The following is a 23,581-nucleotide window of genomic DNA, read 5'->3' on the forward strand; positions in this document are numbered from 1 at the left end:
CGAAACAAACAACGTGAAACGTCAATTTTTATTTTAGATGCTAGACAAACTAACTTTATTGGAGAGTTTGATCCTGGCTCAGGATGAACGCTGGCGGCGTGCCTAATACATGCAAGTCGAGCGAATGGATTAAGAGCTTGCTCTTATGAAGTTAGCGGCGGACGGGTGAGTAACACGTGGGTAACCTGCCCATAAGACTGGGATAACTCCGGGAAACCGGGGCTAATACCGGATAACATTTTGAACTGCATGGTTCGAAATTGAAAGGCGGCTTCGGCTGTCACTTATGGATGGACCCGCGTCGCATTAGCTAGTTGGTGAGGTAACGGCTCACCAAGGCAACGATGCGTAGCCGACCTGAGAGGGTGATCGGCCACACTGGGACTGAGACACGGCCAGACTCCTACGGGAGGCAGCAGTAGGGAATCTTCCGCAATGGACGAAAGTCTGACGGAGCAACGCCGCGTGAGTGATGAAGGCTTTCGGGTCGTAAAACTCTGTTGTTAGGGAAGAACAAGTGCTAGTTGAATAAGCTGGCACCTTGACGGTACCTAACCAGAAAGCCACGGCTAACTACGTGCCAGCAGCCGCGGTAATACGTAGGTGGCAAGCGTTATCCGGAATTATTGGGCGTAAAGCGCGCGCAGGTGGTTTCTTAAGTCTGATGTGAAAGCCCACGGCTCAACCGTGGAGGGTCATTGGAAACTGGGAGACTTGAGTGCAGAAGAGGAAAGTGGAATTCCATGTGTAGCGGTGAAATGCGTAGAGATATGGAGGAACACCAGTGGCGAAGGCGACTTTCTGGTCTGTAACTGACACTGAGGCGCGAAAGCGTGGGGAGCAAACAGGATTAGATACCCTGGTAGTCCACGCCGTAAACGATGAGTGCTAAAGTTAGAGGGTTTCCGCCCTTTAGTGCTGAAGTTAACGCATTAAGCACTCCGCCTGGGGAGTACGGCCGCAAGGCTGAAACTCAAAGGAATTGACGGGGGCCCGCACAAGCGGTGGAGCATGTGGTTTAATTCGAAGCAACGCGAAGAACCTTACCAGGTCTTGACATCCTCTGAAAACCCTAGAGATAGGGCTTCTCCTTCGGGAGCAGAGTGACAGGTGGTGCATGGTTGTCGTCAGCTCGTGTCGTGAGATGTTGGGTTAAGTCCGCAACGAGCGCAACCCTTGATCTTAGTTGCCATCATTAAGTTGGGCACTCTAAGGTGACTGCCGGTGACAAACCGGAGGAAGGTGGGGATGACGTCAAATCATCATGCCCCTTATGACCTGGGCTACACACGTGCTACAATGGACGGTACAAAGAGCTGCAAGACCGCGAGGTGGAGCTAATCTCATAAAACCGTTCTCAGTTCGATTGTAGGCTGCAACTCGCCTACATGAAGCTGGAATCGCTAGTAATCGCGGATCAGCATGCCGCGGTGAATACGTTCCCGGGCCTTGTACACACCGCCCGTCACACCACGAGAGTTTGTAACACCCGAAGTCGGTGGGGTAACCTTTTTGGAGCCAGCCGCCTAAGGTGGGACAGATGATTGGGGTGAAGTCGTAACAAGGTAGCCGTATCGGAAGGTGCGGCTGGATCACCTCCTTTCTATGGAGAATTGATGAACGCTGTTCATCAATAAAGTTTCCGTGTTTCGTTTTGTTCAGTTTTGAGAGAACTATCTCTCATATATAAATGTATGTTCTTTGAAAACTAGATAACAGTGTAGCTCATATTTTTTAATTTTTAGTTTGGTTAAGTTAGAAAGGGCGCACGGTGGATGCCTTGACACTAGGAGTCGATGAAGGACGGGACTAACGCCGATATGCTTCGGGAGCTGTAAGTAAGCTTTGATCCGAAGATTTCCGAATGGGGAAACCCACCATACGTAATGGGTATCCTTATCTGAATACATAGGGTAAGGAAGACAGACCCAGGGAACTGAAACATCTAAGTACCTGGAGGAAGAGAAAGCAAATGCGATTTCCTGAGTAGCGGCGAGCGAAACGGAACATAGCCCAAACCAAGAGGCTTGCCTCTTGGGGTTGTAGGACATTCTATACGGAGTTACAAAGGAACGAGGTAGACGAAGCGACCTGGAAAGGTCCGTCGTAGAGGGTAACAACCCCGTAGTCGAAACTTCGTTCTCTCTTGAATATCCTGAGTACGGCGGAACACGTGAAATTCCGTCGGAATCTGGGAGGACCATCTCCCAAGCTAAATACTCCCTAGTGATCGATAGTGAACCAGTACCGTGAGGGAAAGGTGAAAAGCACCCCGGAAGGGGAGTGAAAGAGATCCTGAAACCGTGTGCCTACAAATAGTCAGAGCCCGTTAACGGGTGATGGCGTGCCTTTTGTAGAATGAACCGGCGAGTTACGATCCCGTGCGAGGTTAAGCTGAAGAGGCGGAGCCGCAGCGAAAGCGAGTCTGAATAGGGCGTTTAGTACGTGGTCGTAGACCCGAAACCAGGTGATCTACCCATGTCCAGGGTGAAGTTCAGGTAACACTGAATGGAGGCCCGAACCCACGCACGTTGAAAAGTGCGGGGATGAGTGTGGTAGCGGAGAAATTCCAATCGAACCTGGAGATAGCTGGTTCTCCCCGAAATAGCTTTAGGGCTAGCCTTAAGTGTAAGAGTCTTGGAGGTAGAGCACTGATTGGACTAGGGGTCCTCATCGGATTACCGAATTCAGTCAAACTCCGAATGCCAATGACTTATCCTTAGGAGTCAGACTGCGAGTGATAAGATCCGTAGTCAAAAGGGAAACAGCCCAGACCGCCAGCTAAGGTCCCAAAGTGTGTATTAAGTGGAAAAGGATGTGGAGTTGCTTAGACAACTAGGATGTTGGCTTAGAAGCAGCCACCATTTAAAGAGTGCGTAATAGCTCACTAGTCGAGTGACTCTGCGCCGAAAATGTACCGGGGCTAAATACACCACCGAAGCTGCGGATTGATACCGAATGGTATCAGTGGTAGGGGAGCGTTCTAAGGACAGTGAAGTCAGACCGGAAGGACTGGTGGAGTGCTTAGAAGTGAGAATGCCGGTATGAGTAGCGAAAGACGGGTGAGAATCCCGTCCACCGAATGCCTAAGGTTTCCTGAGGAAGGCTCGTCCGCTCAGGGTTAGTCAGGACCTAAGCCGAGGCCGACAGGCGTAGGCGATGGACAACAGGTTGATATTCCTGTACCACCTCTTTATCGTTTGAGCAATGGAGGGACGCAGAAGGATAGAAGAAGCGTGCGATTGGTTGTGCACGTCCAAGCAGTTAGGCTGATAAGTAGGCAAATCCGCTTATCGTGAAGGCTGAGCTGTGATGGGGAAGCTCCTTATGGAGCGAAGTCTTTGATTCCCCGCTGCCAAGAAAAGCTTCTAGCGAGATAAAAGGTGCCTGTACCGCAAACCGACACAGGTAGGCGAGGAGAGAATCCTAAGGTGTGCGAGAGAACTCTGGTTAAGGAACTCGGCAAAATGACCCCGTAACTTCGGGAGAAGGGGTGCTTTCTTAACGGAAAGCCGCAGTGATAGGCCCAAGCGACTGTTTAGCAAAAACACAGCTCTCTGCGAAGCCGTAAGGCGAAGTATAGGGGTGACACCTGCCCGGTGCTGGAAGGTTAAGGAGAGGGGTTAGCGTAAGCGAAGCTCTGAACTGAAGCCCCAGTAAACGGCGGCCGTAACTATAACGGTCCTAAGGTAGCGAAATTCCTTGTCGGGTAAGTTCCGACCCGCACGAAAGGTGTAACGATTTGGGCACTGTCTCAACCAGAGACTCGGTGAAATTATAGTACCTGTGAAGATGCAGGTTACCCGCGACAGGACGGAAAGACCCCGTGGAGCTTTACTGTAGCCTGATATTGAATTTTGGTACAGTTTGTACAGGATAGGCGGGAGCCATTGAAACCGGAGCGCTAGCTTCGGTGGAGGCGCTGGTGGGATACCGCCCTGACTGTATTGAAATTCTAACCTACGGGTCTTATCGACCCGGAGACAGTGTCAGGTGGGCAGTTTGACTGGGGCGGTCGCCTCCTAAAGTGTAACGGAGGCGCCCAAAGGTTCCCTCAGAATGGTTGGAAATCATTCGTAGAGTGCAAAGGCATAAGGGAGCTTGACTGCGAGACCTACAAGTCGAGCAGGGACGAAAGTCGGGCTTAGTGATCCGGTGGTTCCGCATGGAAGGGCCATCGCTCAACGGATAAAAGCTACCCGGGGATAACAGGCTTATCTCCCCCAAGAGTCCACATCGACGGGGAGGTTTGGCACCTCGATGTCGGCTCATCGCATCCTGGGGCTGTAGTCGGTCCCAAGGGTTGGGCTGTTCGCCCATTAAAGCGGTACGCGAGCTGGGTTCAGAACGTCGTGAGACAGTTCGGTCCCTATCCGTCGTGGGCGTAGGAAATTTGAGAGGAGCTGTCCTTAGTACGAGAGGACCGGGATGGACGCACCGCTGGTGTACCAGTTGTTCTGCCAAGGGCATAGCTGGGTAGCTATGTGCGGAAGGGATAAGTGCTGAAAGCATCTAAGCATGAAGCCCCCCTCAAGATGAGATTTCCCATAGCGTAAGCTAGTAAGATCCCTGAAAGATGATCAGGTTGATAGGTTCGAGGTGGAAGCATGGTGACATGTGGAGCTGACGAATACTAATAGATCGAGGACTTAACCATATAATATGTAGCAAATGTTATCTAGTTTTGAAGGAATATGCCTTCATAGTTTGGTGATGATGGCAGAGAGGTCACACCCGTTCCCATACCGAACACGGAAGTTAAGCTCTCTAGCGCCGATGGTAGTTGGGACCTTGTCCCTGTGAGAGTAGGACGTCGCCAAACAAAAACCTAAGTCGTTTCGACTTAGGTTTTTTTGTGTTTATTTTTATATACCAAATCTTAATGAGGAAAAAGAATGAAAATGAGGGTATTGAGAGTAATAGGAATGATTTTTTGCTTGTCAGGTTTTCTAAGTGCTCCCAAACAATCCTTATAATAGGAACTGTTATTTCTACTACAAGTATATATTTTAAATAATGAGAGTGAAAAAAGTGGGATGATATAAACAAGTATTCGATCATTATAGTAATGGTTGCGATACAAAGGAATATAAACGATATGCTTTATATTAAAGCATATGGAATTTGTACACAAACCGTTTTGTGTATGATAGATCTCTAGAAATATATATTCTAATTTCTTATCCTTCTTGCATATATTTACAATTATTCTTTTGAATATAACTAAAACACGAACGTTATTGATTAGTAATAAAAAAACATTCGATTATTTGTTGACATTGTTTATGAAATATTGTTAATATAGCCATAGAAAGAATAATATATAAGACCTCATATAATCGCGGGGATATGGCCTGCAAGTCTCTACCTAACGACCGTTATTCGTTAGACTATGAGGGAAAGTCACTCGGTATTTTTCTATTCACAAGGGATACGTATGCCTGAGTAGAGCGCTTTCTCTCATAGTAAAAGAGAAACTGTTCTATTTCAGGCTTTTTTTATTTGAATCGGGGGGATTCTAATATGAAATCACTAGTTGGAGTCATAATGGGAAGCACGTCAGACTGGGAAACAATGAAATATGCTTGTGACATTTTAGATGAATTAAATATACCGTATGAGAAAAAGGTTGTATCCGCTCATCGGACTCCGGATTATATGTTTGAATATGCAGAGACGGCTCGTGAACGTGGATTGAAAGTTATTATTGCTGGAGCTGGTGGAGCAGCACATTTACCAGGAATGGTTGCAGCGAAGACGAATCTTCCTGTAATCGGAGTTCCAGTTCAATCAAAAGCGTTAAACGGCTTAGATTCATTATTATCCATTGTCCAAATGCCAGGAGGAGTTCCAGTTGCAACTGTTGCAATTGGTAAAGCCGGTTCAACGAATGCTGGATTACTTGCCGCACAAATACTTGGATCATTCCATGATGATATACATGATGCATTAGAATTGAGACGAGAAGCGATTGAAAAAGATGTGCGTGAAGGTAGTGAGCTAGTATGACAAGGATCATTTTACCTGGAAAAACAATCGGTATTATTGGAGGCGGCCAGCTAGGAAGAATGATGGCATTGGCAGCTAAGGAGATGGGATATAAAATTGCTGTTTTAGATCCTACAAAAAACTCACCATGCGCACAAGTTGCTGATATTGAAATTGTTGCACCATATGATGATTTAAAAGCAATTCAGCATTTAGCAGAGATAAGTGATGTTGTCACATATGAATTTGAGAATATTGATTATAGATGTTTACAATGGCTTGAAAAACATGCGTACTTACCACAAGGTAGTCAGTTGTTAAATACAACGCAAAATCGTTTTACAGAAAAGAATGCGATTGAGAAGGCTGGGTTACCAGTAGCAACGTATAGATTAGTTCAAAATCAAGATCAGCTTACAGAAGCAATTGCTGAGTTATCATTCCCTTCCGTCTTAAAAACGACGACAGGTGGATATGATGGGAAAGGACAAGTTGTTTTAAGAAGTGAAGCTGATGTTGAGACAGCAAGAAATCTTGTGGATAAAGCAGAATGTATTTTAGAGAAATGGGTGCCTTTTGAAAAAGAAGTATCAGTTATTGTGATTCGTAGTGTAAGTGGTGAAACAAAAGTGTTTCCAGTAGCAGAAAATATTCATGTAAATAACATTTTACATGAATCTATCGTTCCAGCTCGCATTACAGAAGAGCTTTCTCAAAAAGCAATTGCTTATGCAAAGGTACTTGCGGATGAATTAGAACTTGTGGGAACACTAGCTGTAGAGATGTTTGCTACAGATAATGGTGAGATTTATATTAATGAATTAGCGCCAAGACCTCACAATTCAGGACACTATACACAGGATGCATGTGAGACGAGTCAATTTGGTCAACATATTCGAGCAATCTGTAATTTACCTCTAGGAGAAACAAATTTGTTAAAACCAGTTGTCATGGTAAACATTTTAGGCGAACATATAGAAGGGGTCCTAAGACAAGTGAATAGATTAACCGGGTGCTATTTACACTTGTATGGAAAAGAAGAAGCAAAAGCACAGCGAAAAATGGGGCATGTTAATATTTTAAATGATAATATTGAAGTCGCTCTAGAAAAAGCGAAGAGTTTGCATATTTGGGACCATCAAGAACAACTGTTGGAGGGAAAAAGATGATTAGTCGTTATACACGCCCTGAAATGGGTGCGATTTGGACGGAAGAGAACAAATTTAAAGCGTGGTTAGAAGTTGAGATTTTAGCTTGTGAAGCATGGGCTGAGCTTGGCGATATTCCAAAAGAAGATGTTAAAAAAATTCGTGAACATGCATCATTTGATATTGATCGTATTTATGAAATTGAAAAAGAAACACGTCATGACGTAGTTGCATTCACTCGTGCTGTATCAGAAACGCCAGCATTAGGCGAAGAACGTAAATGGGTTCATTACGGTTTAACATCTACAGACGTAGTAGATACAGCGTTATCTTACATTTTAAAACAAGCGAATGAAATTATATTAAAAGACTTAGAGAACTTTGTAAGCATTTTAGCTAACAAAGCGAAAGAGCATAAATACACAATCATGATGGGAAGAACACACGGTGTTCATGCAGAACCAACGACATTTGGTTTAAAACTTGGTCTTTGGTATGAAGAAATGAAACGTAACGTAGAGCGTTTCAAACAAGCTGCTGATACAGTTCGTGTTGGTAAACTATCTGGTGCGGTTGGTACATATGCAAATATCGATCCATTCGTAGAAAAGTATGTTTGTGAAAACTTAGGATTAGAAGCAGCACCAATTTCAACACAAACATTGCAACGTGATCGTCATGCTCATTACATGTCAACACTTGCATTAATCGCAACATCTATCGAAAAGATGGCAGTTGAGATTCGTGGTTTACAAAAGAGTGAAACACGTGAAGTTGAAGAAGCTTTCGCAAAAGGTCAAAAAGGTTCTTCTGCAATGCCACATAAGCGTAATCCAATTGGATCTGAAAATATGACTGGTTTAGCTCGTGTTATCCGCGGTTATATGATGACAGCTTACGAAAATGTTCCATTATGGCATGAGCGTGACATTTCTCACTCTTCGGCAGAACGCGTAATTTTACCAGATGCTACAATCGCATTAAATTACATGTTAAATCGCTTTGGTAATATCGTTAAAAACTTAACTGTATACCCAGAGAATATGAAACGCAATATGACAAGAACATACGGCTTAATTTATTCTCAGCGCGTAATGCTTACACTAATCGACAAAGGTATGGTACGTGAAGAAGCTTATGATATCGTACAGCCTAAAGCGATGGAAGCTTGGGAAACACAAGTACAATTTAAAGAGCTTGTAGAAGCTGATGAGCGTATTACAAGCAAGTTAACACAGGAAGAAATTAATGAATGCTTCAACTATGAGCATCATATGCAACACGTTGATACAATCTTTGAACGCTTAGGATTAAACGAAGCGTAAAATTTCATATGGCACAGAATAGAGTCATTCTGTGCCATTCTTTATAAAAACATTATTCACATTTTTCAAACTACAGGGGGCTTGCGAAATGCAAAAGCTAGAATTGCTGTATGAAGGTAAGGCAAAAAGAATTTATCGTACAGAATCAGCAGATATGGTTTGGGTAGAGTACAAAGATAGTGCGACTGCTTTCAATGGGGAGAAAAAAGAGACGATTACAGGAAAAGGTCGTTTGAACAATGAAATTACAACTTTATTGTTCAGAAAGTTACAAGAAGTGGGAATTAAAACACATTTTGTTGAGAAGTTATCTGAAACAGAACAACTTGTTAAAAAAGTGAGTATTATTCCTTTAGAAGTTGTCACAAGAAATGTAATTGCAGGAAGTCTTTCAAAACGATTAGGAATGGAAGAGGGAACTGCACTTGCAGAACCAATCGTAGAATTTTACTTCAAAGATGATGATTTAGGAGATCCGCTTGTAACGGAAGATCATATTCGTGTATTAAACGTTGCATCACCAGAGCAAGTAAGTGTATTACGAGATATGGCTCTACAAATCAATCAAGTGTTGATTGATCATTTCGCAAGCTGTCGTGTAAGATTAGTAGATTTCAAATTAGAGTTTGGTGTAACGGAAGAAGGAGAAATCATTTTAGCGGATGAAATTTCACCAGATACTTGCCGTTTATGGGATGAAACGAGCAATGAAAAGTTTGATAAAGACGTATTCCGTCGCGATCTTGGAAATTTAACAGATGCTTATGAAGAGATTTTAAAACGTTTAGGGGGAATTTCACATGTATAAAGTTAAGGTATATGTAACATTAAGAGAAAGCGTATTAGATCCACAAGGAACAGCAGTAAAAGGAGCACTTCATAGTCTTTCATTCACAGAAGTACAAGACGTTCGAATCGGAAAGTACATGGAACTAACAATTGATAAATCTGTATCTGATTTAGATAGCAAGGTAAAAGAAATGTGTGAAAAACTATTAGCGAACGTTGTAATGGAAGACTTCCGTTATGAAGTTGAGGAGGTTGTCGCACAGTGAAATTTGCCGTAATAGTATTTCCGGGTTCGAACTGTGATGTCGATATGTTCCATGCAATTAAAGATGAGCTTGGCGAAGAAGTAGATTACGTTTGGCACGATACAGAGAATTTAGATGAATATGATGCAATTCTACTACCAGGTGGATTTTCTTATGGTGACTACTTACGCTGCGGTGCTATCTCTCGCTTTGCTAATGCAATGAAAGCAGTGCAAAAAGCTGCTGAGCAAGGAAAGCCGATTTTAGGTGTATGTAATGGATTCCAGATTCTTGTTGAATCAGGATTACTACCAGGAGCGTTAATGAGAAACGAAAACTTAAAATTTATGTGTCGCACTGTTCAGTTGCGTGTTGAAAATAATGAAACGATGTTTACATCACAATATGGAAAAGATGAAGTAATTAATATTCCAATCGCGCATGGTGAGGGGAATTACTATTGTGATGAAGCGACGCTTAAACAATTAGAAGAGAACAATCAAATCGCATTCCGTTACGTAGAAAACCCTAACGGTAGCGTTTCAGATATTGCTGGTATTGTAAATGAAAAAGGAAATGTACTTGGTATGATGCCACACCCAGAGCGTGCTGTAGATGAATTACTTGGCGGTGCTGAAGGGTTAAAAGTCTTTCAATCTATCTTAAAACAGTGGAGGGAAACATATGTCGTTAATGCTTGAACCAAATCCAACACAAATTAAAGAAGAGCGTATATATGCGGAAATGGGGCTAACAGACGAAGAGTTTGCCATGGTTGAAAAGATTTTAGGTCGTCTGCCAAATTATACAGAAACAGGGTTATTCTCTGTAATGTGGTCTGAACATTGTAGTTATAAAAATTCGAAACCAGTTCTTCGTAAGTTTCCAACTACAGGTGAGCGCGTTCTGCAAGGACCTGGAGAAGGTGCTGGAATTGTAGATATCGGTGATAATCAAGCAGTTGTATTTAAAATGGAAAGTCATAACCATCCTTCAGCTATTGAACCATATCAAGGAGCTGCAACAGGTGTTGGTGGTATTATTCGTGACGTATTCTCTATGGGAGCACGTCCGGTAGCTCTATTAAACTCACTTCGTTTCGGTGAATTACAGTCACCACGTGTGAAATATTTATTCGAAGAAGTAGTAGCAGGAATTGCAGGATACGGTAACTGCATCGGTATTCCGACTGTTGGCGGCGAAGTACAATTTGATCCATGTTATGAAGGAAATCCACTTGTAAATGCAATGTGCGTAGGTTTGATTAACCACGAAGACATTAAAAAAGGGCAAGCGCACGGTGCTGGTAACACAGTAATGTACGTAGGAGCATCAACTGGTCGTGACGGTATTCACGGTGCAACATTCGCGTCGGAAGAACTATCTGAAAGCTCAGAAGCGAAACGTCCAGCGGTTCAAGTAGGGGATCCATTTATGGAAAAACTTCTTATTGAAGCGTGTTTAGAATTAATTCAATCCGATGCACTTGTTGGAATTCAAGATATGGGTGCGGCTGGTTTAACATCATCATCTGCAGAAATGGCAAGTAAAGCAGGAATGGGTATTGAAATGTACTTAGATGATGTACCACAGCGTGAAACAGGAATGACACCATATGAAATGATGCTATCTGAATCACAAGAGCGTATGTTAATTGTTGTGAAAAAAGGTAGAGAACAAGAAATAGTAGATTTATTTGAGAAGTATGGTCTTGCAGCGGTTACGATGGGGAAAGTAACAGAAGATAAAATGCTTCGTTTATTCCATAAAGGTGAAAAGGTAGCTGAAGTTCCAGCAGATGCTTTAGCAGAAGAAGCACCAATTTATCATAAGCCATCAAAAGAAGCAGCATACTTTACTGAATTCCAAGCAATGAAAATGGAAACGCCAAAAGTAGAAAATTATAAAGAAACGTTATTTGCTCTATTACAGCAACCAACCATTGCAAGTAAAGAGTGGGTATACGATCAATACGATTACCAAGTTCGCACAAGCACAGTTGTTACGCCAGGTTCAGATGCTGCAGTTGTACGTGTACGCGGTACAGAAAAAGGATTAGCAATGACGACAGATTGTAACTCTCGCTACATTTATCTAGACCCAGAGATGGGCGGTAAAATTGCAGTAGCAGAGGCAGCGCGTAATATCGTATGTTCTGGCGGAGAGCCACTTGCAATTACAGATTGCTTAAACTTCGGTAACCCAGAAAAACCAGAAATCTTCTGGCAGATTGAGAAATCAGTAGACGGTATGAGTGAAGCTTGTCGCACATTACAAACACCAGTTATCGGCGGAAACGTATCGATGTATAACGAGCGTAGTGGTGAAGCTGTATATCCAACACCGACAGTTGGGATGGTCGGACTTGTGCATGACTTAAAACATGTAACAACACAAGAGTTTAAGCAAGCTGGTGATTTAGTGTATGTAATTGGTGAGACGAAAGCTGAGTTTGGCGGAAGTGAATTACAGAAAATGATTCACGGCAAAATTTTCGGTCAATCACCAAGTATCGATTTAGATGTAGAATTAAGACGCCAAAAACAAGTATTAGAAGCAATTCAAGCTGGTCTTGTTCAATCTGCACATGATGTTGCTGAAGGTGGTTTAGCAGTTGCGATTTCAGAAAGTGCAATTGGTGCTAAAGGCTTAGGTGCTACTGTGAAATTAGATGGAGAAGCAACAGCAGCATTATTCGCTGAATCACAGTCTCGCTTTGTGATAACTGTAAAACGTGAAAATAAAGAGGCGTTTGAGAAAGCAGTAGAAGCAATCCAAGTTGGAGAAGTAACAAGTACAAATGAAGTAACAATTCATAATGAAGAAAATGAAGTATTACTTACAGCAAATGTAGATGAAATGAGAAAGGCTTGGAAAGGGGCAATCCCATGCTTGCTGAAATAAAGGGGTTAAACGAAGAATGTGGTGTTTTCGGAATTTGGGGGCATGAAAATGCAGCACAAGTTTCATACTACGGATTGCACAGTTTACAGCACCGTGGGCAAGAAGGCGCAGGCATTGTCGTAAATAATGGGGAAAAAATCGTCGGTCACAAGGGGTTAGGTTTAATATCAGAAGTGTTTTCAAGAGGTGAGCTAGAAGGATTAAATGGAAAATCAGCAATCGGACATGTACGATATGCAACAGCTGGTGGAAGTGAAGTTGCTAACGTTCAACCATTGTTGTTCCGTTTTTCCGATCATAGTATGGCATTAGCTCATAACGGAAATTTAATTAACGCAAAAATGCTTCGTCGTGAATTAGAAGCAGAGGGCAGTATTTTTCAAACTAGTTCAGATACAGAAGTACTTTTACATCTTATTAAACGTAGCACGAAAGATTCTTTAATTGAAAGTGTAAAAGAGGCTTTAAATAAAGTGAAAGGTGCGTTTGCGTATCTTTTACTAACTGGAAATGAAATGATCGTTGCATTAGATCCGAATGGGTTCCGTCCGCTTTCAATTGGAAAGATGGGGGATGCTTACGTTGTAGCATCTGAAACATGTGCTTTTGATGTAGTAGGTGCAACATACATTCGTGATGTAGAACCGGGTGAATTACTTATCATTAATGATGAAGGAATTCACGTAGATCGTTTCACAAACGATGTAGAACATGCAATTTGTAGTATGGAATATATTTACTTTGCACGACCAGATTCTAATATTGCAGGCGTTAACGTTCATGCAGCACGTAAGAATATGGGGAAACGTTTAGCGGCAGAAGCTCCTATTGAAGCAGATGTTGTTACTGGTGTACCAGACTCTAGTATTTCAGCTGCGATTGGCTATGCGGAGGCGACAGGTATTCCATATGAGTTAGGATTAATTAAAAATCGTTACGTTGGACGTACGTTTATCCAACCTTCTCAAGAACTGCGCGAGCAAGGGGTTAAGATGAAGCTTTCCGCAGTAAGAGGTGTAGTTGAAGGGAAACGAGTTGTTATGATTGATGACTCTATCGTAAGAGGAACGACAAGTAAACGAATTGTTCGTATGCTTCGTGAGGCTGGAGCGACAGAAGTTCACGTAAGAATTGCTTCACCACCTCTGAAATATCCATGTTTCTATGGCATTGATATTCAAACGAGAAAAGAATTAATTGCAGCAAATCATACAGTAGAAGAAATCCGTGAAATAATCGGAGCAGATTCTTTAACATTTTTAAGTGAAGATGGATTAGTAGATGCAATTGGACGTCCATATGAAGGGAAATATGGCGGCCTATGCATGGCTTACTTTAATGGGGACTATCCAACAGCTCTTTATGATTATGAGCAAGAGCTTTTAGAAAGTATGAAATAAGAAAAGTGAGAAAAGCTTCTACTTCTTTTGATGTAGAAGCTAGCTCCTTTCTTAAAATAGCCCGCCCTGGATGGGAAGAAATTAAAAGACGAGGTGTAAATAACGATGGCGAATGCATATAAGCAAGCAGGAGTAGATATTGAAGCTGGATATGAAGCGGTATCTCGCATGAAAAAACACGTACAAACAACTATGAGAAAAGAAGTACTAGCCGGTTTAGGCGGTTTTGGAGGTATGTTTGATCTATCAAAATTTGCATTAGAAGAACCTGTATTAGTATCTGGAACAGATGGCGTGGGAACGAAATTGATGCTCGCTTTTATGGCAGATAAACATGACACAATTGGTATTGATGCAGTAGCAATGTGTGTAAATGATATTGTTGTCCAAGGAGCAGAGCCGCTTTTCTTCCTTGATTATATTGCTTGTGGTAAAGCTGAACCTAGTAAAATTGAAAACATCGTCAAAGGTATATCAGAGGGCTGTCGCCAAGCTGGTTGTGCATTAATCGGTGGAGAAACAGCTGAAATGCCAGGAATGTATTCTACGGAAGAATATGATTTAGCTGGTTTTACAGTTGGGATTGTTGATAAAAAGAAAATTGTAACAGGTGAAAAGATTGAAGCTGGTCACGTGCTAATTGGCTTAGCATCTAGCGGTATTCATAGCAATGGTTACTCTTTAGTACGAAAAGTGTTACTAGAAGATGGAGAACTATCTTTAGAGCGTATTTATAGCCGCTTAGAACTACCTCTTGGTGAAGAATTATTAAAACCAACGAAAATTTATGTCAAACCTATTTTAGAACTATTGAAGAAACATGAAGTATACGGTATGGCGCATATTACAGGTGGCGGATTTATTGAAAATATTCCACGCATGTTGCCAGAAGGAATCGGTGCTGAGATTGAACTAGGATCTTGGGAAATTCAGCCGATCTTTAGTTTGCTTCAAGAAGTTGGAAAACTGGAAGAGAAAGAAATGTTCAATATTTTTAACATGGGTATTGGTATGGTAGTAGCAGTGAAGGAAGAAGATGCAAAAGATGTTGTTCGTCTTCTTGAAGAGCAAGGAGAAATGGCTCGTATTATTGGACGTACTATACAAGGAGCTGGCGTTACTTTTAATGGGGGCACAGCACTATGAGTAGATTAGCAGTTTTTGCTTCTGGAAGTGGATCTAACTTTCAATCTCTCGTTAATGCGGTAGAAGAAAAAAGATTGGATGCAGAAATTAGTTTATTAGTATGTGATAAACCAGAAGCACGCGCTGTTGGACGGGCAAATTATCATCATATTCCGTGTTTTGCTTTTTCAGCGAAAGCATATGAGTCAAAAGAAGTGTTTGAAAAAGAGATATTAAAGAAGCTAGAAGAATATGAAATTGATTATGTTATTTTAGCTGGATATATGCGTTTAATCGGGCCGACGTTACTAGAAGCATACGGCGGGAAGATTATTAATATTCATCCATCATTACTACCGAGCTTTCCGGGTAAAGATGCTGTCGGTCAAGCGTTAGAAGCAGGTGTGAAAGTAACTGGAGTAACAATTCATTATGTAGATGCAGGTATGGATACAGGGCCAATTATTGCGCAAGAAGCAGTGGTTGTTTCTGAAGGGGATACGAGAGAAAGCTTACAAAAGAAAATTCAACAAGTTGAACATAAATTATACGTAAATACAGTGAATCAAATTGTTCAGTCTGTGAAAGAGTCAACTGTTAACTAACATACAACCAGGGGTGAAGGATAAATGAAAAAGCGTGCATTAGTAAGTGTTTCAGATAAAACAGGAGTAGTAGAATTTGTTAAAGGGTTACTAGAACAAGGGATTGAAGTTATTTCAACAGGTGGTACGAAAAAGTTACTAGAAGAAAACGGTTTACAAGTAATTGGTATTTCTGAAGTAACTGGTTTCCCTGAAATTATGGATGGCCGTGTGAAAACATTACATCCAAATATTCATGGTGGTCTATTAGCAGTTCGTGATAATGAAACACATGTAACACAAATGAATGAGTTAGGTATAGAGCCAATTGACTTTGTTGTTGTTAACTTATACCCATTTAAAGAAACAATCGCTAAGCCTGATGTAACATTTGCTGATGCAATTGAAAATATTGATATCGGTGGCCCGACAATGATTCGCTCTGCTGCGAAAAATCATAAATTTGTATCGGTAATTGTAGATCCAGTAGATTACGATGTTGTATTAGCAGAACTGAAAGAAGACGGTGAAGTAAAAGAAGAAACGAAACGTAAATTAGCAGCGAAAGTATTCCGTCATACAGCAGCGTATGATGCGTTAATTTCTAACTACTTAACAGAGCAAATGGGTGAAGAAAGTCCAGAAACATTAACTGTGACATTTGAGAAAAAGCAAGACTTACGTTATGGCGAGAACCCACATCAAAAAGCAACTTTCTATAAAGCGCCATTCGCAGCAACTTCTTCTGTTGCATACGCAGAACAATTACACGGTAAGGAATTATCGTATAACAATATTAATGATGCAGACGCAGCGCTTAGCATCGTAAAAGAATTTACAGAACCAGCAGTAGTAGCAGTAAAACATATGAATCCATGTGGTGTTGGAGTAGGAACTGATATTCACGCAGCATATACTCGTGCTTATGAAGCAGATCCGGTATCAATCTTCGGCGGTATTATTGCAGCAAATCGTGAAATTGATAAAGCTACAGCAGAAAAGTTACATGAAATTTTCTTAGAAATTGTTATCGCACCTTCGTTCTCGCAAGAAGCTTTAGAAGTGTTGCAAAGTAAGAAGAACTTACGTTTATTAACTATAAATATTGAAAAAGCGACAAGTGCAAGCAAAAAACTAACTTCTGTACAAGGTGGACTTCTAGTTCAAGAGGAAGATACGTTATCATTAGATGAAAGTACAATTTCAATTCCAACGAAACGTGAACCTTCAGAGCAAGAATGGAAAGATTTAAAACTAGCTTGGAAAGTTGTAAAACATGTGAAATCAAACGCAATTGTTTTAGCGAAAGATGACATGACGATTGGTGTCGGTGCGGGACAGATGAACCGTGTAGGTTCTGCAAAAATCGCAATTACACAAGCTGGTGAAAAAGCACAAGGTAGCGCGCTTGCATCTGATGCTTTCTTCCCAATGCCAGATACATTAGAAGAAGCAGCAAAAGCAGGAATTACAGCAATCATTCAACCGGGCGGATCAATCCGTGATGAAGATTCTATTAAAGTGGCAGATACGTATGGGATTGCTATGGTGTTCACTGGCGTACGTCATTTCAAACACTAATAGAGGATGTTTAAAAAGTCCGGTTAAGATAACCTTCGCATGTCGTCGTTGCAATGCCAGTGCGGTACTCATGTAGGAAAGCTACACTCCGTGTCCTCCTGGCAAATGCGCCTCGACCTGCTCGGTGCTCTTAATCCTCCCTTTTAAACTTCTATTGATATGGATGTTTAAAAATCCGATTGAGATAACCTTTTATTGATATGAAAAAGCAAACTAGGAGCATAGCTTCTAGTTTGTACTTATTTAATTATTGGGGGATGAAATATGAATGTTTTAGTAATTGGCCGCGGTGGGCGTGAGCATGCTTTAGCTTGGAAGTTTGCACAATCTGAAAAAGTAGAAAAGGTATATGTAGCACCAGGTAATGAAGGTATGCGAGATGTTGCAACACCAGTTGACATTGATGAAAATGATTTTGATGCATTAGTTTTATTTGCAAAAGAGAATTATGTCGAGTTAACTTTCGTTGGACCAGAAATTCCGCTTATGAATGGAATTGTTGATCGTTTTAAAGAAGAGGGACTGCGTGTATTTGGTCCGAATAAAGCGGCTGCTGTTATTGAAGGTAGTAAAGCTTTTACAAAAGAGCTTATGAAAAAGTATGATATTCCAACTGCGGCGTACGAAACTTTTACAGATTATGAAGAAGCAGTACAGTACATTCAAAAAGTTGGTGCACCAATCGTTATTAAAGCTGACGGCCTAGCTGCGGGTAAAGGGGTAACGGTAGCAATGACGCTTGAAGAGGCATTACAAGCTGTGAAAGAAATGCTACAAGATGTGAAATTCGGCGCGGCAAGTAAGAAGGTCGTTATTGAAGAGTTTTTAGATGGACAAGAATTTTCATTAATGGCATTCGTGAATGGAACAACTGTACATCCAATGGTAATCGCCCAAGATCATAAAAGAGCTTTTGATGGTGATAAAGGTCCAAATACGGGCGGAATGGGTGCATATTCTCCAGTACCACAAATTCCAGAATCAGCAGTTCAAGAAGCGATTCAAACCGTATTGCATCCAACTGCTAAGGCGATGATTGAAGAAAACCGTTCGTTTACAGGTATTTTATACGCAGGTCTTATTTTAACAAATGATGGTCCGAAGGTAATTGAATTTAATGCACGCTTCGGTGATCCTGAAACAGAAGTTGTATTACCTCGATTAGAAAACGATTTAGTTGATGTATGTAACGCTGTATTAGATGAAAGTGAACTAACGTTACAATGGTCAGAAGAAGCGGTAATCGGTGTTGTACTTGCTTCTACAGGATATCCAGAAGCATATAAAAAAGGTGATATTATTAGCGGACTAGATGCACTGCAAGATGTGATTGTTTTCCATGCAGGTACAGCAATGAAACATGGGGACTTTGTAACGAACGGTGGCCGTGTATTATTTGTTGCTTGTAAGGCAAATAGTTTACAAGAAGCAAAAGATAAAGTATATAAAGAAATCGGTAAAATTGAGAGTGATGGTCTATTTTATCGAAGTGATATAGGATATCGTGCAATTGGGCATGAGATGACGAAAAGTTAATATGTAAAAATCCCGCTGAGGAATCAGCGGGATTTTTATGCATCTTTATCTTTTTTTAATTTCCCTTTTTGCTTTGCCATTTCTCGAAGTAAATACTCGATGTGTGCATTGACGCTACGAAATTCATCATTTGCCCATTTTTCGATGACTGCGTGTAATTCAGGATCAATACGTAATGGAAAGCTTTTCTTTTTAGCCATAATTACTTATAGCCCTTAGTATAGGCTTCCTGTATTAATAACTGGCTGCGCACCTTTATCTGAAACGATGGCAACTAATAAGTTGTTTACCATATTTGCTTTACGCTCGTCATCGAGTTCTAGTACGCCTTCTTCATCTAACATATGGATGGAATATTTTGCCATCTTCACAGCGCCTTCAACAATTTCTTTTCTAGCAGCTAATACTGCTTTTGCTTGCTGGCGTTGTAGCATTGCATGGGCAATTTCTGTTGCGTAAGCTAAGTGCGTTAAACGAGTTTCTAATACTTCTACACCAGCAATTTCAAGACGTGCTTCTAACTCACGTTTTAATTCTTCAGAGATTTCTTCAGTATTTCCGCGTAACGTAACGCAGGTTTCATCTTGGAAATTGTCATAAGGATATTTTGTTGCAACATGGCGGATTGCCGTTTCGCTTTGAATTTCTACAAATCGATCATAATGTTCAACACCAAACATCGCTTTTGCAGAATCAACAACTTTATATACGATAACAGCTGCAATTTCAATTGGATTTCCATCAACGTCATTTACTTTTAATTTTTTACTGTTAAAGTTTTCAACACGTAAAGATACAGTTTGACGGAATGCGAACGGAATCGTTAAAAATAAACCGTTTTGACGAATTGTTCCTAAATAATTACCGAAGAACGTAATAACCTTCGCTTGATTCGGTTGAACAATACCGATACCTGTAGCGAGAACTGCGGCTAATATAATAGTTAGTGCCGCTCCTATGAAAATTTCTTGTGCAAGGAAAAATACACCGATAGCAGCTAAAATCAAAATTCCAATAATACCGAGAAAACCATTTACATAAAATACTTGTTTTTCTTTCATATGATCGCCTCCTGATATAAAAATGATATCACTTTTATATCATTTTAAGCAAGAGGTATGTATCTAATTTTCTGAATTTTATTGATTGATATCTTTTATATACATTTTAAGGTTGAAAAAGAGAATATACGTTCTGTTTTATGATAAAATAAAGAAGACTTAACCGCCCACTGCAGCAGCTAAGTCCCTTTGAGAGCATCTTGCATCGTGACAAATGATTCAAAGCGGTTTTGCCAGGATTATATCTTCAATCGCTGACTCAATCTCTTTGTCAGAAGCGTCATAACTTCCTTTTGACTCTGGCTTGTCATGAGTGGAAGTTTGATTCACTTCTTCTTTAGCATGTCCTTTTTTAGCAAAATTCATGCTAGGCATTTTAAATGCCCCCATATTCATGTATTTTCCGAATTTCCACATTTCAACAACAGGGCAGAAACGAACAATTCCTTCTGCAACTTTCATTGCACCAATCCATAGAAAAATGTTAGACCAAGTGCACCACGGCTTGCGTACAAGTTTAGTTGCACTACATCCGAAGAGGACAAGCCCAAGTGTAATTCGAATTAGAGCGTTTATTGTCCCGATATTTTGCTTCATTAGAAAAACACTCCTTTTTATGAAAGTTGAAATAGATAATACTATTTCTTTTATTAGTATCCCGTTTGATTTTTGGGATATGTAATCCAACATTTGACGTGGAAAAAGATGTTGGAATGTGCGTGTGTGTAAGTAACTTTTTTTGTTATAATGAAAGAATGCATAAAAGGAACTTCAAAATTAAATCCTCTAGTTTAAAAAATATGGAAGAGGTAATTCCAAACTTAATTCTCCGTTTTAAACAAATATTTAAGATGAAGTTAAAACAATAATGATGAAAATAAACTGTTATTTTGAACAGAAATATATATAACTAGAGAAAAGAAAGGGTGTTTTCATGTACGATATTTCCGGATGGAAACATGTATTTAAGCTTGATCCAAATAAGGAGTTAAGCGATGAACATTTAGAAATGATTTGTGAGTCTGGAACTGATGCGGTTATTGTAGGCGGAAGTGATGGAGTTACAATTGACAACGTATTACACATGCTAGTTAGCATTCGTAGATATGCAGTTCCTTGTGTATTAGAGGTTTCTGATGTAGAAGCAATTACACCAGGATTTGATTTTTATTACATCCCAAGTGTTTTAAATAGCCGAAAAGTAGAATGGATAACAGGTGTTCATCATGAGGCATTGAAAGAATTTGGGGATATTATGGACTGGGACGAAATTTTTATGGAAGGGTATTGTGTTTTAAATCCAGAAGCGAAAGTAGCCCAGCTTACAGAAGCGAAATGTGATTTAACAGAAGATGACGTTATTGCATATGCTCGTTTAGCAGACAAGTTATTACATTTACCGATATTTTATTTAGAATATAGCGGTACGTATGGAGATGTTGAACTTGTTAAAAATGTAAAAGCAGAATTGAAACAAGCTAAGTTATACTATGGCGGTGGTATTTCTAATGCAGAACAGGCGAAAGAAATGGCACAATATGCTGATACAGTAGTTGTTGGAAATATTATTTATGATGATATAAAATCGGCGTTAAAAACAGTTAAAGCAGTAAAAGGAGAGTAGGTGCAGGCGTATATGAGTATGACAGATAAGTTATTAAACGGTTTAAATCCACAGCAACAAAAAGCAGTACAAACAACGAATGGACCACTTCTACTAATGGCAGGTGCAGGTAGTGGTAAGACACGTGTGTTAACACATCGTATTGCGTATTTACTTGGTGAAAAAGGTGTAGCACCATGGAATGTACTAGCTATTACCTTCACAAATAAAGCAGCTCGTGAAATGCGTGAGCGTATTGATACACTTGTGGGACCAGAAGCAGAAGATATTTGGATTTCGACGTTCCACTCTATGTGTGTACGTATTTTACGACGCGATATCGATCGTATTGGTATTAATCGTAACTTTACAATCTTAGATTCAGGTGATCAGCTAACTGTAGTCAAAAAAATTATGAAAGAGCGCAATGTTGATCCGAAGAAATTTGAGCCGCGCTCTATTTTAGCGGGTATTAGTAATGCGAAAAATGAACTGTTATCTGCGGATAAATATGCAAAAAAAATTACAATGGCTGATCCATACGAAAAATTAACGAGCGATGTATACACAGAGTATCAAAAACGTCTTTTGAAAAATAATTCATTAGACTTTGATGATTTAATTATGACGACGATTCAGTTATTTGAACGTGTTCCAGAAGTATTAGAGTTTTATCAGCGTAAGTTCCAATATATTCATGTTGATGAGTATCAAGATACGAACAAAGCACAATATCTTCTTGTTAAACATTTGGCAGCGCGTTTTAAAAATCTTTGCGTTGTAGGTGACTCTGACCAGTCTATTTATCGCTGGCGTGGTGCAGATATTTCTAACATTTTGTCATTCGAAAAAGACTATGAGAATGCACAAGTAATTTTATTAGAACAAAACTATCGTTCGTCACAAAATATTTTAAATGCAGCGAATGCCGTTATTGAAAAAAATACGAATCGTAAGCCGAAGAAATTATGGACAGACAATCAAGTTGGAAGTAAAATCTCGTATTATCGTGCCGCAACTGAAAAGGACGAAGCGTATTTTGTTGCAAAAAAAATTCGCGACGATATTCAAATGGGGAAACGAAAATATACTGATTTTGCAGTGCTATATCGTACGAATGCTCAGTCTCGTATGGTCGAGGAGATTTTCCTTAAATCTAACATTCCGTACAAAATTGTGGGGGGTACGAAGTTCTACGATCGTAAAGAGATTAAAGATATTTTGGCGTACTTACGTTTAATCGGTAATCCAGATGATGAAATTAGTTTTGCACGTATTATTAACATGCCAAAGCGTGGTATTGGTGCGACTTCTATTGATAAAATTATTAATTATGGTGTGCAAAACGGAATTTCATTAACTGCTGTATTTGATGAGATTGAGCATGTTGGAGTAAGTGCAAAAATTACAAAGGCAGTAAAAGAATTCGCGAATTTATTAAATAACTGGGTAAATATGCAAGAGTATTTATCTGTTACAGAATTAGTAGAAGAAGTTATTGAAAAAACAGGCTATCGCGATATGTTGAAAAATGAACGTTCTTTAGAAGCGGAAGGTCGTTTAGAAAACTTAGACGAGTTCTTATCTGTTACGCAAACATTTGAATCTCAAAGCGAAGATAAGAGCCTTGTTGCATTCTTAACAGATTTAGCACTTGTTGCTGATATTGATCGTGTAGATGAAGACCCAACTGCTGGTGAAGAAGTTATTTTAATGACGATGCACTCAGCGAAAGGATTAGAGTTCCCGGTTGTCTTTATTGTTGGCTTAGAGGAAGGGATATTCCCGCATACTCGTTCTCTTATGGAAGAGGATGAAATGCAAGAAGAACGTCGTCTTGCTTATGTAGGTATTACTCGTGCAGAAGAAGAGCTATATTTATCTAATGCGCAAATGCGTACTTTATTTGGTAGAACAAGTATGAACGCTGCGTCTCGCTTCATTACAGAAATCCCGACAGAACTAGTGGAATCATTAAATGAAACAGCGCCGAAGCGTGAAAATTCGTTTGGTGCAAAAGGCAGAACAGCAAGTAGCGGCAAAACGACAATCACAACGACAACACGCTCTCGTTCAGCTTTCGCGCGCCCTGCAGCTAAGACGACAGGCGGTGAGCAAATTGGCTGGGCAGTAGGCGATAAAGCTTCCCACCAAAAATGGGGAATCGGTACAGTTGTAAGTGTAAAAGGTGAAGGTGATGCAAAAGAATTAGATATTGCGTTCCCAAGCCCGATTGGTGTTAAACGTTTGTTAGCAAAATTTGCACCTGTGACGAAACAATAGAAAGGAATG

General features: G+C 40.4%; 17 protein-coding genes, 3 rRNA genes and 1 riboswitch. Of the genes, 17 read left to right on the top strand and 3 right to left on the bottom strand.

The annotated features are described in order from the left end of the window. Positions 1–55: 55 nt before the first annotated feature. The 15 genes from AXW78_RS01620 to purD all read left to right on the top strand — a co-directional run bounded on the left by AXW78_RS01620 (position 56) and on the right by purD (position 18,625). Positions 56–1,603, top strand: a 16S ribosomal RNA gene (locus AXW78_RS01620). A 145-nt stretch (positions 1,604–1,748) separates the two neighbouring features. Then, positions 1,749–4,657 (top strand): 23S ribosomal RNA (locus AXW78_RS01625). Between the two features lie 49 nt (positions 4,658–4,706). Beyond that, positions 4,707–4,822 (top strand): 5S ribosomal RNA (gene rrf / locus AXW78_RS01630). The 16S, 23S and 5S rRNA genes sit together here, the layout of an rRNA operon. Positions 4,823–5,311: 489 nt before the next feature. After that, a riboswitch (purine riboswitch) is annotated at positions 5,312–5,413 on the top strand. A 110-nt stretch (positions 5,414–5,523) separates the two neighbouring features. Further along, positions 5,524–6,009 (top strand): 5-(carboxyamino)imidazole ribonucleotide mutase, encoded by a 486-nt coding sequence (gene purE, locus AXW78_RS01635; RefSeq protein ID WP_000839367.1) that lies wholly within the window; start codon positions 5,524–5,526, stop codon positions 6,007–6,009. Further along, the gene (purK, locus tag AXW78_RS01640) at positions 6,006–7,157 is read left to right on the top strand and encodes a 5-(carboxyamino)imidazole ribonucleotide synthase (protein ID WP_061883719.1); all 1,152 of its coding nucleotides are present in this window, start codon (positions 6,006–6,008) and stop codon (positions 7,155–7,157) included. The genes purE and purK overlap by 4 nt, the downstream gene beginning before the upstream one ends. Next, positions 7,154–8,461 carry an adenylosuccinate lyase gene (gene purB, locus AXW78_RS01645; RefSeq protein ID WP_000625682.1) on the top strand — a complete coding sequence of 436 codons (1,308 nt, stop codon included), beginning with the start codon at positions 7,154–7,156 and terminating at the stop codon, positions 8,459–8,461. Before purK ends, purB begins: the two co-directional genes overlap by 4 nt. Positions 8,462–8,549: 88 nt before the next feature. Further along, a complete protein-coding gene (purC, locus tag AXW78_RS01650; protein WP_001170538.1) occupies positions 8,550–9,269 on the top strand; it encodes a phosphoribosylaminoimidazolesuccinocarboxamide synthase in 720 nt (239 codons plus the stop codon). Beyond that, on the top strand, positions 9,262–9,516 hold the full coding sequence (gene purS / locus AXW78_RS01655; RefSeq protein ID WP_000278823.1) for a phosphoribosylformylglycinamidine synthase subunit PurS: 255 nt from the start codon (positions 9,262–9,264) through the stop codon (positions 9,514–9,516). Before purC ends, purS begins: the two co-directional genes overlap by 8 nt. After that, positions 9,513–10,196: a phosphoribosylformylglycinamidine synthase subunit PurQ gene (purQ, locus tag AXW78_RS01660; RefSeq protein WP_000666787.1), complete on the top strand. Its 684-nt coding sequence runs from the start codon at positions 9,513–9,515 to the stop codon at positions 10,194–10,196. Before purS ends, purQ begins: the two co-directional genes overlap by 4 nt. Next, positions 10,180–12,399, top strand: coding sequence for a phosphoribosylformylglycinamidine synthase II (gene purL / locus AXW78_RS01665; RefSeq protein WP_000055571.1), 2,220 nt, complete (start codon positions 10,180–10,182; stop codon positions 12,397–12,399). The genes purQ and purL overlap by 17 nt, the downstream gene beginning before the upstream one ends. Then, positions 12,384–13,799 carry an amidophosphoribosyltransferase gene (gene purF / locus AXW78_RS01670; RefSeq protein ID WP_000879023.1) on the top strand — a complete coding sequence of 472 codons (1,416 nt, stop codon included), beginning with the start codon at positions 12,384–12,386 and terminating at the stop codon, positions 13,797–13,799. Before purL ends, purF begins: the two co-directional genes overlap by 16 nt. 105 nt (positions 13,800–13,904) lie before the next feature. Beyond that, on the top strand, positions 13,905–14,945 hold the full coding sequence (gene purM / locus AXW78_RS01675) for a phosphoribosylformylglycinamidine cyclo-ligase (RefSeq protein ID WP_061883720.1): 1,041 nt from the start codon (positions 13,905–13,907) through the stop codon (positions 14,943–14,945). Continuing rightward, positions 14,942–15,529, top strand: coding sequence for a phosphoribosylglycinamide formyltransferase (gene purN / locus AXW78_RS01680; protein WP_000088593.1), 588 nt, complete (start codon positions 14,942–14,944; stop codon positions 15,527–15,529). The genes purM and purN overlap by 4 nt, the downstream gene beginning before the upstream one ends. 24 nt (positions 15,530–15,553) lie before the next feature. After that, entirely contained in the window at positions 15,554–17,089 is a 1,536-nt protein-coding gene (gene purH / locus AXW78_RS01685; protein WP_000745435.1) for a bifunctional phosphoribosylaminoimidazolecarboxamide formyltransferase/IMP cyclohydrolase, read from the top strand. Between the two features lie 264 nt (positions 17,090–17,353). Further along, complete coding sequence (gene purD, locus AXW78_RS01690; RefSeq protein WP_001101983.1) at positions 17,354–18,625, top strand: phosphoribosylamine--glycine ligase; 1,272 nt, start codon at positions 17,354–17,356, stop codon at positions 18,623–18,625. A gap of 35 nt (positions 18,626–18,660) precedes the next feature. Here purD and AXW78_RS01695 read toward each other — a convergent pair whose 3' ends face one another. From AXW78_RS01695 to AXW78_RS01705, 3 genes are all read right to left on the bottom strand, one after another. Then, positions 18,661–18,825, bottom strand: a complete 165-nt coding sequence (locus AXW78_RS01695) for a type II toxin-antitoxin system antitoxin (protein WP_001085171.1) — start codon at positions 18,823–18,825, stop codon at positions 18,661–18,663. A 15-nt stretch (positions 18,826–18,840) separates the two neighbouring features. Continuing rightward, complete coding sequence (locus AXW78_RS01700) at positions 18,841–19,686, bottom strand: SPFH domain-containing protein (protein ID WP_061883721.1); 846 nt, start codon at positions 19,684–19,686, stop codon at positions 18,841–18,843. A gap of 219 nt (positions 19,687–19,905) precedes the next feature. Then, the gene (locus AXW78_RS01705; protein WP_000812347.1) at positions 19,906–20,283 is read right to left on the bottom strand and encodes a YgaP family membrane protein; all 378 of its coding nucleotides are present in this window, start codon (positions 20,281–20,283) and stop codon (positions 19,906–19,908) included. A 337-nt stretch (positions 20,284–20,620) separates the two neighbouring features. Here AXW78_RS01705 and AXW78_RS01710 point away from each other — a divergent pair, with 337 nt between their 5' ends. Together AXW78_RS01710 and pcrA are read left to right on the top strand one after the other, a co-directional pair. Next, entirely contained in the window at positions 20,621–21,310 is a 690-nt protein-coding gene (locus AXW78_RS01710; RefSeq protein WP_000272080.1) for a heptaprenylglyceryl phosphate synthase, read from the top strand. A gap of 12 nt (positions 21,311–21,322) precedes the next feature. After that, positions 21,323–23,572: a DNA helicase PcrA gene (gene pcrA, locus AXW78_RS01715; RefSeq protein ID WP_033703497.1), complete on the top strand. Its 2,250-nt coding sequence runs from the start codon at positions 21,323–21,325 to the stop codon at positions 23,570–23,572. Positions 23,573–23,581 lie beyond the last annotated feature (9 nt).

The sequence above is a fragment of the Bacillus thuringiensis genome, assembly GCF_001595725.1.
GTDB classification, from domain to species: domain Bacteria; phylum Bacillota; class Bacilli; order Bacillales; family Bacillaceae_G; genus Bacillus_A; species Bacillus_A thuringiensis_K.

Excerpts from the sequence above, each read along its gene's own strand:
- purE (WP_000839367.1), top strand. The coding sequence starts at position 5,524 with ATGAAATCACTAGTTGGAGTCATAATGGGAAGCACGTCAGACTGGGAA.
- purK (WP_061883719.1), top strand. The coding sequence starts at position 6,006 with ATGACAAGGATCATTTTACCTGGAAAAACAATCGGTATTATTGGAGGC.
- purB (WP_000625682.1), top strand. The coding sequence starts at position 7,154 with ATGATTAGTCGTTATACACGCCCTGAAATGGGTGCGATTTGGACGGAA.
- purC (WP_001170538.1), top strand. The coding sequence starts at position 8,550 with ATGCAAAAGCTAGAATTGCTGTATGAAGGTAAGGCAAAAAGAATTTAT.
- purS (WP_000278823.1), top strand. The coding sequence starts at position 9,262 with ATGTATAAAGTTAAGGTATATGTAACATTAAGAGAAAGCGTATTAGAT.
- purL (WP_000055571.1), top strand. The coding sequence starts at position 10,180 with ATGTCGTTAATGCTTGAACCAAATCCAACACAAATTAAAGAAGAGCGT.
- purF (WP_000879023.1), top strand. The coding sequence starts at position 12,384 with ATGCTTGCTGAAATAAAGGGGTTAAACGAAGAATGTGGTGTTTTCGGA.
- purM (WP_061883720.1), top strand. The coding sequence starts at position 13,905 with ATGGCGAATGCATATAAGCAAGCAGGAGTAGATATTGAAGCTGGATAT.
- purN (WP_000088593.1), top strand. The coding sequence starts at position 14,942 with ATGAGTAGATTAGCAGTTTTTGCTTCTGGAAGTGGATCTAACTTTCAA.
- purH (WP_000745435.1), top strand. The coding sequence starts at position 15,554 with ATGAAAAAGCGTGCATTAGTAAGTGTTTCAGATAAAACAGGAGTAGTA.
- purD (WP_001101983.1), top strand. The coding sequence starts at position 17,354 with ATGAATGTTTTAGTAATTGGCCGCGGTGGGCGTGAGCATGCTTTAGCT.
- AXW78_RS01695 (WP_001085171.1), bottom strand. The coding sequence starts at position 18,825 with ATGGCTAAAAAGAAAAGCTTTCCATTACGTATTGATCCTGAATTACAC.
- AXW78_RS01700 (WP_061883721.1), bottom strand. The coding sequence starts at position 19,686 with ATGAAAGAAAAACAAGTATTTTATGTAAATGGTTTTCTCGGTATTATT.
- AXW78_RS01705 (WP_000812347.1), bottom strand. The coding sequence starts at position 20,283 with ATGAAGCAAAATATCGGGACAATAAACGCTCTAATTCGAATTACACTT.
- AXW78_RS01710 (WP_000272080.1), top strand. The coding sequence starts at position 20,621 with ATGTACGATATTTCCGGATGGAAACATGTATTTAAGCTTGATCCAAAT.
- pcrA (WP_033703497.1), top strand. The coding sequence starts at position 21,323 with ATGAGTATGACAGATAAGTTATTAAACGGTTTAAATCCACAGCAACAA.